This window comes from Sedimentibacter sp. LTW-03, assembly GCF_052059825.1.
GTDB lineage: Bacteria > Bacillota > Clostridia > Tissierellales > Sedimentibacteraceae > Sedimentibacter.
The window spans coordinates 1,206,396-1,221,152 of the sequence record NZ_CP197180.1 but is presented as its reverse complement, the minus strand read 5'-3'; the positions used below and the strand labels follow the sequence as shown (position 1 = coordinate 1,221,152).

Sequence of the window (14,757 nt, the reverse complement as noted above, 5' to 3'; positions counted from 1 at the left end):
ATATGATAGAAAATTACAGTGTAGAAAATAAAACCCTTCCTCTAATCCCTATTAGAGGAATCGGAATATTTCCGGATACGGTTATACATTTTGATATAGGAAGAGAAAAATCCGTTAATGCATTAGAAGAAGCAATGCTTGAAGATTCTGATATTTTTCTTACAGTTCAGAAAGAAGCTGATATAGATTCACCTAACGAACAAGATTTTTATGAAGTCGGTGTTATTTGCAAAATTAAGCAAATGATAAAGATGCCGGGTGATAACATAAGAGTCCTGGTTGAAGGAATAAACAGAGCAAGGATTTCGTCTATAACTCAGCAAGATCCGTACTTTCAGGTTATTTTAGAGGAATACATATATAACTATTCCTTGCCGCTGACCGATGACCTTGAAGCGATGGTTAGATTGACTTTGGAAAATTTTGAAGAATATTCTCTGATTTATACTAAGATAGCACCAGATGCATTAGCTTCTCTTAAAGACATTAAAAATCCCGATAAGCTGGCTGATGTGGTTGCTTCATATATATATCTGAAGCAGGAACAAAAACAGGTACTGCTTGAAACTTTTGATCCTTATGAGAGACTTGAAGCGATTAATGCTTTAATCTCAAAAGAGATTAAGGTTTTAGAAATAGAAAACGAAATTAGTGAAATGGTAAAGAAGCAAGTCGGTGAGTTTCAAAAAGATTATTATTTAAAGGAACAACTAAGGGCAATCCAAAAAGAACTTGGTGAAGACGAAGGAGCTGAATTTGAAGTTGAAGAATACATGAACAAGATTTCAAAATCCGGCATGCCTAAGGAAGTCAAAGAAAAAGCGGAAAAAGAAGTAAAGAAGCTTCTTAAAATTTCATCATCTTCACCTGATGCCGGAGTTATAAGAACTTATGCGGATTGGCTCATTGATTTACCATGGAATAAAAAAACTAAAGATAATACAGATTTGAAAAAGGCAAGGGCAATACTTTCTGAAGATCATTATGGTTTGGAGGATGTGAAAGAAAGGATACTTGAATATCTTGCTGTTAAAAATATTAATAAAAATATGAAGGGGCCAATACTGTGCTTTGTTGGGCCTCCGGGGGTAGGAAAAACTTCAATAGCTAAATCTATTGCAAGAGCCATGAACAGAAAATATGTGCGCATATCATTGGGTGGTGTAAGAGATGAGGCTGAAATAAGAGGCCACAGGAGGACATATATCGGAGCAATTCCGGGAAGAATAATATCATCTATTGCAAAGGCTAAAGTTAATAATCCTGTATTCCTTCTTGATGAGATAGATAAGCTGTCTGGAGATTACAAGGGAGATCCGGCTTCTGCACTGTTAGAGGCGCTGGATCCCGAACAAAATAAAACATTTACCGATCATTACATTGAAGCTCCTTTTAGCCTTGAGAATGTAATGTTTATAACAACTGCAAATACAACATCAACGATTCCGGAACCTCTGCTTGACAGAATGGAGGTTATTGAAATTTCTGGGTATACAGATGTGGAAAAAAGAAATATTGCTGAAAAATATTTAATCAAGAAGCAGATTTCTGAACATGGCTTGAAAGAAAAGCAAGTTAAAATTTCGGAGAATGCTGTTAAAGAAATAATAGAGAGATATACCAGGGAGTCAGGAGTAAGAAATCTTGAGAGAAATATAGGAGCTCTGGTGAGAAAAGCTGCCGTTCAAATAGTTGAAAAAAAGAAAAAATCTGTGGTTATAGATTCCAGAACTCTTAAGAATTATCTTGGAATTCCAAAATATGATTATGAAATGGCTTATGAAGAAGATCAGGTAGGAGTTGTTACAGGCCTTGCATGGACCAGAGTTGGTGGGGAGACGCTTTTCATTGAGGTAAATACCATGAAAGGTGAAGGAAAACTTCAGCTTACAGGCAAACTTGGAGATGTAATGAAGGAATCTGCCATGGCTGCTTTAAGTTATATTAAGGCAAATGCAGATAAATTCGGCATAGATTATACTGTTTTTAAGGAAACCGACATTCATATTCATGTTCCGGAAGGCGCAATTCCAAAAGATGGACCTTCAGCCGGCATTACGATGGCAACAGCTGTTATTTCAGCCTTAACTAAGAGGACTGTCAGGAAAGATGTAGCAATGACGGGAGAAATAACAATAACTGGAAGGGTGCTTCCAATAGGAGGTTTAAAGGAAAAACTTCTTGCAGCAAAAAGAGCAGGAATTAAAAAAATTGTACTAAGCACAAGAAATAAACCCGATGTTTCAAAAATAGATACGAAAATTACTCGTTCGCTGGAAATAGTATATGTCGATAGAATAGAAGATGTAATAAGGCATGCCCTAAGAACGGAATAGAGCCTTATTGCTCAACAACAAGAGGTGAACAATTATAACGTATAGACGTAAGATAATTGTTCACCTACATAAAGGAAGGTAAATATGATAATAAGAAAAGCAGAACTTCTTATAACAGCTGCTAAGAAAGAACAATATCCTGAAACTGTTGTTCCCGAAATTGCATTTGCAGGCAAGTCAAATGTAGGTAAATCTTCGATGATTAATGCCCTTTTAAATAGAAGAAGTCTCGCAAGAACAAGTTCTCAGCCCGGAAAGACTCAGACCATAAATTTCTATAATATTAACGATACGATGAATTTTGTGGATTTACCGGGGTATGGGTATGCGAAGGTTTCTAAAACAGAGATTGGTAAGTGGGGAAAGATGATAGATACATACCTGCACAACAGACCGCAGCTCAGGCAGGTTATTTTACTAGTTGATATTAGGCATGAACCTGGGAAGAATGATATACAGATGTATGAATGGATAAAAAGGTGCGGATTTGAAGGATATGTTATAGCTGCAAAAGCAGATAAGCTGTCAAGATCACAACAAATAAAAAGCTTGGCTGCGATTAGAAAAGTACTTAATATTAAGGACAGCAGTATGGTGATTCCGTTCTCAGCCGTATCTAAAGCCGGAGTTGAAGATACATGGAACCTGTTCGCACAATTAGTGGGCTTAGAAAATGAATAAAATCTAGAAAATTTGATAAATTTTCCTTGCTAATTAATATACATATAGTTTAAAGAAATTAAATAGGGGTATATTAATTAATACTGGAGGAATAATGATGATTTATGAATTTGAAACAAAAGTCCACAGTGATATAGGCAGCGTAAAGGGCGTTGTAGAAGAAATTCTTATTAATATCAAGGACAGATTAAACGAAGATATCTTTTTCAATACTAAAATAATTTTAAATGAACTTATAATTAACGGCGTATTACACGGAAATAAACTTGATTTTAACAAGAAAATCAGTATAAATCTTAATATTGATAATTCATGCATTATTATTGATGTTAAAGATGAGGGAGCCGGAATATCTTATAAGCATAAGGCATTTGGAGATTATGATTTTTGCGAATCAGGACGGGGGCTTATGCTTGTGGAAGGATTGTCCGATAAATTTGCAATTGACGGGAACAGGGTCATCTGCGTACAATATCTAAAATGAGCTTTATATTCCATATGTTTTTTGTTATAATAGACACTGTTAAGTGTTTATTTTTTTGTCTTGACTGCACGAGGAGAATATATGGATACCATAAAGCTATCAGTTAGAGAACTGGTTGAATTTGTATACAAAAGCGGAGATATAAATATAAAGGCCATGAGCGCTGATAGAGCACTGGAAGGAATTAAAGCTCATAAAATTCTACAATCCCAAATGGGTGAAAGCTACCAGAAGGAGTTCTATCTGAAAGAAGAGTTTGCGCTTAAAAATATAACATTTGTTATTGAGGGAAGAGCGGATGGCATAATAACAGAAAAAGGCCGCATTACTGTAGATGAAATAAAATCAACGTACACAGATTTAGAACGCATAGATAAAGGTTATAATGCCGCACATCTTGCTCAGGCTAAATGCTATGCATATATTTACGGAAATGAAAAAAGAATCGATGAATTATGCGTTCAGTTAAGATATTATAACTTAGAAACAGGAAAGACAAAAACATTGCTTTATACATATACCATGGACGAACTAGAGCTATTTTTTTATGAAGTCCTAAATATGTACGTAGAATGGGCAGAGACAATTATCAGCCTTAGAAAGGAACGCGAAGAATCAATTGAGGAATTAAAATTTCCTTTTAATGATTACAGAAAAGGACAAAGGAATTTTTCTGTTGCAGTTTTTAGAACAATCAAAGAAGGCAGAAAGCTCTTTGCTCAAGCGCCTACCGGAGTGGGAAAGACTATATCTGTTCTGTTTCCTGCTATAAAATCGCTTAATTATAAAAGTAATTCTAAAATTTATTATCTTACAGCAAAATCCTCAACAAAATCAATAGCATTTGATACTGTAAAATTAATGATTGAAAAAGGACTTAAATTAAGGACAACAGTAATTACGGCCAAAGAAAAAATATGTTTTATGGATGAAACAGACTGCGAACCGGAGTATTGTCCATATGCAAGGGGGTACTATGATAAGTTAAATACTCCTTTGAAAAATTCTATAAAAAATATTTGTTTGTATGATAGAGATTTTATAGAAAAAATTAGCAGAAAATATGAAATCTGTCCGTTTGAATTTAGTCTTGATCTTGCATATATGTCAGATGCGGTAATATGTGACTACAACTATTATTTTGATCCGAGGGTTGCGCTTCAGAGAGATGATGTTTTTAAAAACAGCAATGACATACTTCTCATTGACGAAGCTCACAATCTTGAGGACAGAACAAGAAGCATGTATTCACCTGAGCTTGTTAAAGAGGAATTCTATGCATTATATAAAATAATGAAAAAAACAGATAAAAAAATCAGTAGATGTCTGTCTAATATAAATAAAAAATTTATTGAAATTAAAAAGAAATCAGATGAGCCGTATATATTTGATGAAGATCCATCAGACCTGATTAATCATGTCAGAAAATTTACTGCGCTTGCTGATGACTTCATTAATGATAAGAAAAATGACAATGTTCCTGAAGAGCTTGTTGACATATACTTCAAGGGAATGTTTTTTATGAAAATTTCTGAAATAGCTGATAAAAATTTCTGCTATTTTGCTGATTTTACTTCAAAGCAAACAAAGGTAAAGCTATTTTTAATTGATCCTTCGGATGTTTTAAGGCAGATACTAAAAAAGGCATGGTCATCGGTGTTTTTTTCCGCAACTCTTACACCGCTGAAATATTTCAGGTACATTCTTGGTGGAGACGACAGCGATTATATTATGAGGATAGACTCTCCATTTGAGATTGAAAAATTAAAGCTTATGGTCACTGAAAACATATCTATGAAGTATGCTGTTCGCGATTCAAACATAGATACGGCATGCAAGTATATTTATGAAATAATATCCAATAAAAAAGGAAATTACATGGTGTTTTTCCCATCATACAGCTTTATGGAGAAAGTTTATGATACCTATAGTCAGATATTTGATTGTTCTAATATTATATTTCAAAAACAGGGAATTAATGAGGATGAACAGGTTAAAATTACAGATAGGTTTAGAAATGAAACAGATGTAGTCCTTTTTACAGTTGTAGGAGGAATTTTTTCCGAAGGGATAGATTTGCCGCTTGAAAAATTAATAGGAGCAGTTATAATAGGTACAGGAATACCACAGATATCCTATGAAAGAAATATTATCAGAAATTTCTTTGATATAAAATTTAATTCTGGCTATGATTTTGCGTATAAATATCCTGGATTTAACAAGATACTGCAGTCTGCAGGCAGAGTCATCAGAACAGAAAATGATACTGGAGTAGTATTGCTCATAGATTCAAGGCTGTGTGAAAGAGGATATCTAAATCTCTTTCCAGGGCATTGGAATCATTGTGTTAAAATTAAAAGCACAGAGGAAGCAAAAAATGAAATCAGATCATTCTGGAAAGGAGCAGAAAATGAATATAGTATCTGAAAATAATGTAAGCAACGGTAAAATAATAACTAAGATGCGTCTGGAGGAACTTCTTAATGAGGATAATGCCAAAATATATGAAGTCATAAGAGTTATAAAGCGAAAACCTATATTTCTTAAAGAGCATTATGAACGAATGAAAGAAAGCATTCATTTAAGTAATGTAAGAGGAAATTTGAACTATGATGAGTTTAAAAAATCCATGGAGCTATTGATAAGCGAAAATAGATTCGACAACTGCAATGTAAGAGTGTCATATTATTTTAATAATAAAGAAATAACTTTGTTTTACTTCATTGAAAGCTACTATCCATCAGAAGAGGAATTCCGTATCGGAATACATACTGTAACGGCAAGGGTGCAGAGGAGCAACCCTAATGTTAAGGCATTTCAAAAGGAATATAAAGCAAGGGTTAAGCAAATAGCAGATGAGAATCATGCTTATGAAGTTATTCTTGTAAATGATGACGGAACTGTAAGTGAAGGAAGCAGGTCGAATGTTTTTTTTGTTAAGAATAACACTGTAATAACATCTCCCGACTCGTCAGTTCTATTGGGCGTAACAAGAAACAAGGTTATTGAAATATGTGAAAACAATGGAATAACAGTGGAGAAAAAGTTCGTTTCGACCGAAGAACTAAATTCGTTTGACGGAGCTTTTATAACAGGAACATCTAATGATGTTTTACCCATTCGCTCAATTAACGATTTAATGTTTGAATCTTCAGAAAACGAAACTGTTAAGAAGTTGGGAAGTCTATATATGAATGAAGTAAATAAGGAGCTGGGTAAGTGAGAATGTTAGGGTGAAAAGCCCAATAACACAAAAATGGCCTTGTGGCCATTGTTGTGAAGCATTAATATGCATAAAAGGGGTATTGGGAATATATTTGGTTATCGGGGGGGATAACCATGGACTATTATAACAGAGATAATGCTGATTTGCAAGTTTTTTTTACAAAATTTTTAAGTTATTATAAATTAGTATTTCTAGAAAGAGGTAATCATGAAAACAGTTTATTTAGACAATAGTGCTACAACCAAGGTAAGAAAGAAAGTATTGGAGCAAATCATAGATGTGAACGAAAACTATTACGGAAATCCGTCATCTCTTCACAGAATGGGTCTGCAGATAGAAAAGAAAATAGAAGAATCAAGGAAGAATGTATCAAAGATTATTAATTCAAAAGCAAGCGAAATTTATTTTACCGGTGGAGGGACTGAAAGCAATAATATTGCGATTATAAGCTCCTTGTCAAATTGTGAAAAAAGGCATAATATAGTTACTACCAAAATTGAACATTCATCTGTATATAATACTATCAACCATTTTAAAGACAAGATGGAGATACGATATGTTGAAGTGGACAAAATGGGAAAAGTTGATCAAGATAATCTAAATGAATTGGTTGATCACAACACAATTCTTGTTTCAATCATGCATGTAAACAATGAAGTAGGAATAGTACAGGACTTAAACAGCATAACAAAGATTATCAAAGATAAAAACAAGGATGCAAAAATTCATATTGATGCTGTGCAGTCTTTCGGAAAAATTAAAATTGACACAAACAAGCTTCCTGTTGACACCATTGCATTCAGCAGTCACAAAATTCATGGACCTAAAGGAGTGGGAGGGCTTTTTGTGCGTTCAGGATCTGGTATTAACTGCATAACATTTGGGGGAGGACAGGAAAAGTCAATCAGACCAGGAACAGAAAATACTCCGGGAATTGTAGGATTTGGGGAAGCATGCAGGCTTATTTGCGAAAATTTCAGGGAAGAAACTGAAAAACTGCAAAACTTAAAGTATCTTTATGCAAAAAGGTTGTCAGAAGAGATAAAAGATATTAAAATTAACAGCTCTATGAAAAATGATGGTGCTCCTCACATACTCAGTATTTCATTTAAAAATGTAAAAGCAGAAGTGCTTGTTCATTATCTCGAGCAGCAAGGTATATTTGTTTCAACAGGGTCAGCCTGTTCTTCAAAGGCGAAAACAAACAGGATATTGGAATCAATAAAATTAGACCGTGACTATTTACACGGAACCATACGCATCAGCTTGGGACTTTTAAATACCGAAGATGAAGTGGAATATGCAGTGCACAGCATTAAGCAATCGGTTGAAGATATAAGAAAAATTATGAAATAGGAAGGATAATGTATGTATAATATTGTAGCGGCAAGTTTTGGAGAAATATTTTTAAAAGGAAAGAACAGAGGGAAATTTGAACATCAGTTAATTGAACAGGTTAGATTTGCATTGAAGGATTTCAACAAATTGTCCATATATAAGGATTTAGGCAAAGTTTTTATTGAAACAAGCAATGAAGAGGATATGGATGGAATTATAGAAAAAACAAAAAAGATTTTTGGAATCGTCAGCATTATGCCGTCTATAAGAACAGAAAAGGATCCTGAAACAATAATAAAAAAATCAATAGAACTTTTTGCCTATCTCAAAGAAAAACAGAATATAAAAACATTTAAAATAAAGACAAAAAGAAGTGATAAGGAATTTCCTATAAAATCCATGGAATTCAGTGCCGAAGTAGGTGGCAGGATATTGGAGGCGTTTAATGATGTAACGGTTGATGTGCATAATCCTGATATTGAGATATATATAGACATAAAGAAAAACTGTTACATCTCATCAGAGAAGATTAAAACTGTAGGAGGAATGCCAATAGGATCGTGCGGGCGGGCGCTTTTACTTTTGTCAGGAGGGATTGACAGTCCTGTAGCAGGGTATATGATAGCCAAAAGAGGCGTAGAAATACATGCGCTTTACTTTCATACATATCCTTTTACTTCCGAAAGAGCTAACGAAAAGGTGAAAAAATTAAAAGAATTATTGGAAGAATACTGCGGTAAGATTAAGCTGTTCAGCATAAACATGCTGGAAATACACAAAGCAATCAAAGAATTCTGCAGAGAAGAAGAAACAACTATACTTGCGCGCAGATTCATGATGAGAATTGCAGAAAGAATAGCAAAAGAAAACAAAATGGAAATGCTTATAACAGGAGAAAGTCTGGGACAGGTAGCAAGTCAAACCATGAAGTCAATGACGGTAATTGAAAATGCAATTGAAATGCCTATATTAAAACCTTTAGTAGGAATGGACAAGACAGAAATAATGGAAAGAGCCCGGGAAATAGGAACTTATGAAACATCTATTTTACCATTCGATGACTGCTGCTCTGTTTTTGCACCATCACATCCTTTGATAAACCCTAAACTTGACTCAATATTAAGATCAGAAAGCAGTTTAAACATAGAAGAATTGGTAGATACAGTTTATTCGACATTAGAAATATTATAAAATAAAAATCATTTGATGATGACATTCACAAAAATACGACGCTGACATATATTGAACTATAATCTAAGAGAGGTGAAATATATATGTCAGATGAAATAAAAGCAACAAACTTTGGATGCTGCGGCGGTGGTGTAGGATGCGACAACAATTGGCTTGAATGGATAATAATAATAGCTGTAATTTATTTTCTACTATGCGGTGATGGTTTTTTTGGAAGAGGCTGCTGTAGATAGACTGTACTTACTGGGGTCAAATACAATGTATTTGACCCGAATTTTTTTAAAAAACATATGACTTTGTATTTTTATTCTTGATTTTAACGTGGTGTAGTTGTATACTAAGACTCATAATTTAGATTATGGGAGGTTGCAATTATGTATAAAATAGCGTTATTTAGCAAAATACCAAGTGATGTCATGAATTTGTTTTCTGAAGACAAATATAATATAGTCCGCGAAGAAACCAGTGATGCAGACGGAATAGTTATGCGAAGTATGGACATACATGACATGCAGTTTTCAAGAAAGCTTAAGGCAATAGCAAGGTCAGGTGCAGGTGTAAACAATATTCCGGTAGAAAGGTGCGCAGATGAAGGAATTGTTGTATTTAACGCCCCGGGAGCTAATGCAAATGCAGTATGTGAATTGACATTTCTGGGGCTTTTAGTGTCTTCAAGAAAAGTTGTAGACAGCATTAATTGGACTAAAAGTCTGGATTGTGATGTGGTTGATACTGTTGAGAAAGGTAAATCACAATTTGTCGGTCCCGAAATAAAGGGGAAAACTCTCGGTGTAATAGGACTGGGAAATGTTGGACACAGAGTCGCAAACCTAGGCATAAAATTAGGTATGGAAGTAATAGGATATGACCCTTATATTTCAGTAAAAAACGCGCTCGGGCTCTCTTGGGACGTGCAGTATACAAGTGATATAAATGATTTATACAAAAAAAGTGATTATATTACAATTCACACTCCTTATAACGAAGAAACTAAAAATTATATTAATAAAGAAAATATAAAGTTCATGAAAGACGGAGTAAAGATTTTGAATTTTGCGCGACATGGGGTTGTTAATGAGGATGATTTAGCTGAGGCGCTTGAAAGTGGAAAAGTTGGATACCACGTATCAGATTTGCCTAACGAAAAGCTTCTAAAAACTAAAAATGTAGTCTGCATACCTCATTTAGGCGGTTCAACATATGAGGCTGAAGAAAATTGCGCTGAAATGGCTGTTACCCAGCTTAAAGAGTATCTTGAAAAAGGTAATATTACAAACTCGGTAAACTTTCCCGACTGCTCAATGGAGAGATATCCTGGGACAGACAGAATGGTAGTGCTTAATAAAAATATACCAAATATGATTGGTAAAATGACAACAGCTTTGGCCAGCAGAAATATAAATATCATAGGAATGGTAAACAAGAGCAAGGGAGATTATGCTTGTAATATTATAGATATTGTGGGAGAATTAACAGAAGATATATTAAAGGAGATGGAAGATCATTACGGCATACTGAGAGTTATGCTAATAAAACAAAAGGCGGAAAAATAATGAAGAAAGTCAATATATACTCAGATGGTGCATGCAGCGGAAATCCAGGCCCGGGAGGATACGGTGTCATACTGGAGTATAATGGCAAAGAAATGGAATTGAGCGGGGGAGAAAAGAATACAACAAACAACAGAATGGAGCTTATGGGCGTTATTGTGGGACTTGAGGCATTAAAAGAACCATGTGATGTAACTATTACTACGGATTCAAAGTATGTTACCGATGCTTTCAATAAAGGATGGATTGATTCCTGGCAGAAAAAAAATTGGAAGAAAGCTGACGGAAAAATAGTCCTTAATAAAGAACTGTGGCAGAGGTTGCTAGCTGCAACTCAGGTGCACAGGGTTAAATTTGTCCATGTTCTGGGACATAACGGACATGTTTATAATGAGCGATGTGACAAGCTTGCCGTAAGTCAAAGAGATAAGAATTCTTTCAGCTAAGCATAAAATTTAAGAAACTTTCATCACCTCATGAATATTATAAAATAACAAATTATATTTTATGAGGTGATTCTATAATGATAAATAGACAAAACCAAAACCATGTTGAATGCCCCAATGCAAGTACTATGCCTTATGTTGTACAACCGGGCGATACGTTGAATTCAATTGCAGCCAGATTCGGAACGAATTTAGTGGGCCTGCTTGAATTGAACCCAACATTGAGGCTGAGAACATTGACAGAAGGAATGTCATTGTGCGTTCCAAGGGTACCGGAAAGACCTCCCTGCATTAACGGAGCTTATTATATAATCAGGGAGGGAGAAAGTTTCTACAATATTGCACAAAGATATAATCTACCGCTTAATCTTTTGCTGGAAGCTAACCCTGAGGCTAATCCTTATGATTTAAAGGTTGGGCAGGAAATATGCATACCTAATGTCCCGGAGGGGTGTCCCTTTGGTACAGTTGTTACAATTGCACAGGGAACAAGGCTAAGTGATATTTTGATAGGATACAATTTAAGTTTGAATGAACTTAAGGAAAATAATCCTGATTTTAATCCCAATGTTATAGTCCCAGGATCAGATATATGCATACCTATTGAAACCTTTGCTGCCTGCGGCCCGAATACTACAGAATATATAATTAAAGCTGGTGACAGTCTGGCTACTATTGCAACAGCAAATAATATGACGCCTTCTCAGTTGCTAATTGCTAATCCGAGTCTAAGGCCTGCTAACTTTCTAATAGTAGGAACGAAAATTTGCATACCCAGTACTGCCAACAACACAAGCAGATAAATTCATAGTAGGAGATAATATGAACAAAGGATTAAAAAAAGGAACCGTTTTGGAAGGAGACGGAGACAATAGAGCGTATCAGTCAGGAGTACTGAGAGCTTTAAGAGAACTTGAAATAAACTATGATTGTTTAGTGAGCACATCCATAGGTGCACTGAATGCAGCTTCATTCGTAAAGGGGGATTATGAAAGTAGTTCGAAACTGTAAAGAAAAATAAAATTTTCTGTTGATAACAGCAGTTCGAAAAGTTGTGATGTTATAATACAGCGCGTCTCTGTCACGGAAAATATTATTGCAGAAAATATGATAAAACAATAATAGACATAGCATCTGATAAATTTTTATGCGGTACATTGGAAACCAGCCATGACAAAATTGTCTGGGTGATTGAAAAAGGATATGAAGACGCTATTAGAATACTAACAAATTCAGTGCACCCAATTTAGTTGGGTGCTTTTTATTATAAATTAAACACGGCAATATATTAATACTGCCGTGTTTAACATTTAGTTAAAGAGTTTATATTAATTAGGTTATATCTGCTAGTCAAGAACCAGAGAAGGTGGAGAATAAACTCTTGATGCAAGTTCAGAATTTATCATGTACAGACCCTTAGAATCAGAGCCGAATACTTTATATTTTGTTATTAAATCTTCTGCATTTTTTTCTTCTTCGCCCTGTTCTTTTATAAACCAATCCAAAAATTGCATTGTTCTGTAATCCTTGTTTTGGAATGCTTCATCATATATGTTGTAAATAGAAGCTGTAATAAACTGCTCATGCTTTAATGATTCTTCCAGAGGAACACCAAAATCTGAAAAGCCAATATTTGGAGCTTTTATTTCAGACATGTTTACTTTTTCACCGTTATTCTGAAGATACTGGATAAACAGCATAGCATGGGAAAGTTCTTCTTGGGACTGCACATTGAACCAGTTTCCGAATCCATCCAGACCGTTATCAATATAATAATTAGCCATATCTAAGTATAAATAAGCTGAAAATAATTCTTTGTTTATTTGTTGGTTTAACAAATTAGCAATTTTTTCTTTTAACATATAATCTCCTTATATTTATATTCTTTAATATATTAATACCCATAATTCTCTAATTAAAACAAATTTTATAAATTTTCTCACTTCTTTAAAACTTTTTCATAAACTGTATGGAGGTGATTGCATGGAATATGATGTTAAACTATCAGTGACGGGTACATATAAAGGCAGAGAAATGCTTTTTGTTATGGAGTTAACGGGGGAAGATTATATTTGCAAAAAAGCCATAAATTTGGGCAAGGGAGACAAAGGTGCAATTCACAGCATTATAAATTACGAAAGTTCGGTGTATTTGGCGGATTCATATAATAATAAAATATATAAATACGATTTTGATTTAAATGAATTATCGGAAGCAACTGTAGGAAGAGATCCTCGCCATATGTGCATTGATGAGGAAAATATGTGTATGTATGTTGCGAATTTTGAATCTGATAATGTTTCGGTTATTGACATGTCAGCATTTACTATGATTGAATCAATTCCGGCAGGCATCAAACCTCATGATGTATTATTTAATAAGAATAACAGCCGTTTGTACACATGCTGCTATGAAGAAAATGAGATTATTGAATATTTGGATAGCAGAGAAAAGAATAGGCAGTTCACTTCTGATGGGAAGCCAATGCATATGCTTATATGGGAAGACAGTTTAATTATTATGACCTACTATGTAAACGGAAATGTTCATACAAAAATTAATTTTATAAATCTGGAATCTGGAAATATTGAAGATGTAATAGTTCTGGATGGATTATCATCTGATTTTGATATAAATAATATTAATAAAATGCTCTATTTAATAAATATAGTTGATAAAAGTCTTTATATTATAGATATTGAAAAAAGGAAAACAGCTAAGACTGTTTTTTTGGGAGGATATCCTGAAAGCCTGGCTGTTGGAGAAAAATATGTATATGTGACTAATTCAAAAAAGAATCGGATTTGTGCTATTGACATTGATAAAATGGTTGTTTCAAGATATGTAGATCTTGGATTTTCTCCAAGCTGTATTAAAATCATCAATTAATATCAGATGTAAGTGTTTTTAATATGTTCGAAAAGATACCCTCAGGGTTGGAATCCCATTTTTTGCATATATTTTTGGCGAGACTTTCATCAGGCACGTTTATGCTGAGACTGAAAATAGTCGAATCATTTTCCATGACTTGCAGCGAAACGATAAATTCATCATCTGCTCTTTTGTAATAATGGCCTAGAAGGTCTCTGTGCTTTTTTATTTCCATTTTTAAGCTGGAAAAGTTTTTTTCTACCTGCTTAAAAAAATATTCCGGAAGCTTGTCACCAAACATATCCAGGGCTGTTTTCCCTGCTTCAGATATTGAATAATATTCATTGCCTTTCTTAGAAGCTAAGTCAATAAATTTTGAGTCGCATAAATCAGTTAAAAGCTGCTGCAAAGTAAAATAATCCAATATATCATTGTCCAGTATAAAATTAGTTATTTCAATGTTGGTTAAGGGTATATTAATGTAATTCAAAATATACAGCAGTTTTAATTTATCCTGTGCAATTTTATTACCGCTCATTATGGCCTCCGTATATATAGATATATATATTATATCAAATTAATAATTAATAACAACACAATTTTGTAAAATACTTCATATGGACTTTTCGTTCAA

15 protein-coding genes are annotated in these 14,757 nt (G+C 34.1%); 13 read left to right on the top strand and 2 right to left on the bottom strand.

What is annotated here, in order from left to right; all coding sequences use genetic code 11:
* Positions 1-2: 2 nt before the first annotated feature.
* The 12 genes from lon to ACS3UD_RS06095 all read left to right on the top strand — a co-directional run bounded on the left by lon (position 3) and on the right by ACS3UD_RS06095 (position 12,263).
* Entirely contained in the window at positions 3-2,336 is a 2,334-nt protein-coding gene (gene lon, locus ACS3UD_RS06150; RefSeq protein WP_308137313.1) for an endopeptidase La, read from the top strand.
* Between the two features lie 84 nt (positions 2,337-2,420).
* A complete protein-coding gene (gene yihA / locus ACS3UD_RS06145; protein WP_308137314.1) occupies positions 2,421-3,017 on the top strand; it encodes a ribosome biogenesis GTP-binding protein YihA/YsxC in 597 nt (198 codons plus the stop codon).
* Positions 3,018-3,111: 94 nt separating this feature from the next.
* The gene (locus ACS3UD_RS06140) at positions 3,112-3,501 is read left to right on the top strand and encodes an ATP-binding protein (RefSeq protein ID WP_308137315.1); all 390 of its coding nucleotides are present in this window, start codon (positions 3,112-3,114) and stop codon (positions 3,499-3,501) included.
* 81 nt (positions 3,502-3,582) lie between these two features.
* Positions 3,583-5,928: an ATP-dependent DNA helicase gene (locus ACS3UD_RS06135; protein WP_308137316.1), complete on the top strand. Its 2,346-nt coding sequence runs from the start codon at positions 3,583-3,585 to the stop codon at positions 5,926-5,928.
* Positions 5,912-6,724, top strand: a complete 813-nt coding sequence (locus ACS3UD_RS06130; RefSeq protein ID WP_308137317.1) for an aminotransferase class IV — start codon at positions 5,912-5,914, stop codon at positions 6,722-6,724. Before ACS3UD_RS06135 ends, ACS3UD_RS06130 begins: the two co-directional genes overlap by 17 nt.
* 210 nt (positions 6,725-6,934) lie before the next feature.
* Positions 6,935-8,083 (top strand): cysteine desulfurase family protein, encoded by a 1,149-nt coding sequence (locus ACS3UD_RS06125; protein WP_308137318.1) that lies wholly within the window; start codon positions 6,935-6,937, stop codon positions 8,081-8,083.
* A 12-nt stretch (positions 8,084-8,095) separates the two neighbouring features.
* Positions 8,096-9,256, top strand: a complete 1,161-nt coding sequence (gene thiI, locus ACS3UD_RS06120) for a tRNA uracil 4-sulfurtransferase ThiI (RefSeq protein WP_308137319.1) — start codon at positions 8,096-8,098, stop codon at positions 9,254-9,256.
* A gap of 83 nt (positions 9,257-9,339) precedes the next feature.
* Positions 9,340-9,489, top strand: a complete 150-nt coding sequence (locus ACS3UD_RS06115; RefSeq protein WP_308137320.1) for a hypothetical protein — start codon at positions 9,340-9,342, stop codon at positions 9,487-9,489.
* Between the two features lie 141 nt (positions 9,490-9,630).
* Positions 9,631-10,809 (top strand): 3-phosphoglycerate dehydrogenase family protein, encoded by a 1,179-nt coding sequence (locus tag ACS3UD_RS06110; RefSeq protein WP_308137321.1) that lies wholly within the window; start codon positions 9,631-9,633, stop codon positions 10,807-10,809.
* The gene (rnhA, locus tag ACS3UD_RS06105; RefSeq protein ID WP_308137322.1) at positions 10,809-11,252 is read left to right on the top strand and encodes a ribonuclease HI; all 444 of its coding nucleotides are present in this window, start codon (positions 10,809-10,811) and stop codon (positions 11,250-11,252) included. Before ACS3UD_RS06110 ends, rnhA begins: the two co-directional genes overlap by 1 nt.
* Positions 11,253-11,329: 77 nt before the next feature.
* Positions 11,330-12,055 carry a LysM peptidoglycan-binding domain-containing protein gene (locus ACS3UD_RS06100; protein ID WP_308137323.1) on the top strand — a complete coding sequence of 242 codons (726 nt, stop codon included), beginning with the start codon at positions 11,330-11,332 and terminating at the stop codon, positions 12,053-12,055.
* Between the two features lie 19 nt (positions 12,056-12,074).
* Positions 12,075-12,263: a patatin-like phospholipase family protein gene (locus tag ACS3UD_RS06095; RefSeq protein WP_308137324.1), complete on the top strand. Its 189-nt coding sequence runs from the start codon at positions 12,075-12,077 to the stop codon at positions 12,261-12,263.
* Positions 12,264-12,598: 335 nt separating this feature from the next.
* On the opposite strand, the gene ACS3UD_RS06090 is transcribed toward ACS3UD_RS06095, so the two are convergent.
* The gene (locus ACS3UD_RS06090; RefSeq protein WP_308137325.1) at positions 12,599-13,114 is read right to left on the bottom strand and encodes a ferritin; all 516 of its coding nucleotides are present in this window, start codon (positions 13,112-13,114) and stop codon (positions 12,599-12,601) included.
* A 121-nt stretch (positions 13,115-13,235) separates the two neighbouring features.
* Between ACS3UD_RS06090 and ACS3UD_RS06085 the strand changes: the two genes are divergently transcribed.
* On the top strand, positions 13,236-14,141 hold the full coding sequence (locus tag ACS3UD_RS06085) for a YncE family protein (RefSeq protein ID WP_308137326.1): 906 nt from the start codon (positions 13,236-13,238) through the stop codon (positions 14,139-14,141).
* Here the strand turns inward: ACS3UD_RS06085 and ACS3UD_RS06080 are convergent.
* Positions 14,134-14,661: a DUF4364 family protein gene (locus ACS3UD_RS06080; protein WP_308137327.1), complete on the bottom strand. Its 528-nt coding sequence runs from the start codon at positions 14,659-14,661 to the stop codon at positions 14,134-14,136. The genes ACS3UD_RS06085 and ACS3UD_RS06080 overlap by 8 nt on opposite strands.
* Between the last annotated feature and the right edge of the window lie 96 nt (positions 14,662-14,757).

Coding starts and splice junctions, on each gene's coding strand:
- lon (WP_308137313.1), top strand. CDS start 3: ATGATAGAAAATTACAGTGTAGAAAATAAAACCCTTCCTCTAATCCCT.
- yihA (WP_308137314.1), top strand. CDS start 2,421: ATGATAATAAGAAAAGCAGAACTTCTTATAACAGCTGCTAAGAAAGAA.
- ACS3UD_RS06140 (WP_308137315.1), top strand. CDS start 3,112: ATGATGATTTATGAATTTGAAACAAAAGTCCACAGTGATATAGGCAGC.
- ACS3UD_RS06135 (WP_308137316.1), top strand. CDS start 3,583: ATGGATACCATAAAGCTATCAGTTAGAGAACTGGTTGAATTTGTATAC.
- ACS3UD_RS06130 (WP_308137317.1), top strand. CDS start 5,912: ATGAATATAGTATCTGAAAATAATGTAAGCAACGGTAAAATAATAACT.
- ACS3UD_RS06125 (WP_308137318.1), top strand. CDS start 6,935: ATGAAAACAGTTTATTTAGACAATAGTGCTACAACCAAGGTAAGAAAG.
- thiI (WP_308137319.1), top strand. CDS start 8,096: ATGTATAATATTGTAGCGGCAAGTTTTGGAGAAATATTTTTAAAAGGA.
- ACS3UD_RS06115 (WP_308137320.1), top strand. CDS start 9,340: ATGTCAGATGAAATAAAAGCAACAAACTTTGGATGCTGCGGCGGTGGT.
- ACS3UD_RS06110 (WP_308137321.1), top strand. CDS start 9,631: ATGTATAAAATAGCGTTATTTAGCAAAATACCAAGTGATGTCATGAAT.
- rnhA (WP_308137322.1), top strand. CDS start 10,809: ATGAAGAAAGTCAATATATACTCAGATGGTGCATGCAGCGGAAATCCA.
- ACS3UD_RS06100 (WP_308137323.1), top strand. CDS start 11,330: ATGATAAATAGACAAAACCAAAACCATGTTGAATGCCCCAATGCAAGT.
- ACS3UD_RS06095 (WP_308137324.1), top strand. CDS start 12,075: ATGAACAAAGGATTAAAAAAAGGAACCGTTTTGGAAGGAGACGGAGAC.
- ACS3UD_RS06090 (WP_308137325.1), bottom strand. CDS start 13,114: ATGTTAAAAGAAAAAATTGCTAATTTGTTAAACCAACAAATAAACAAA.
- ACS3UD_RS06085 (WP_308137326.1), top strand. CDS start 13,236: ATGGAATATGATGTTAAACTATCAGTGACGGGTACATATAAAGGCAGA.
- ACS3UD_RS06080 (WP_308137327.1), bottom strand. CDS start 14,661: ATGAGCGGTAATAAAATTGCACAGGATAAATTAAAACTGCTGTATATT.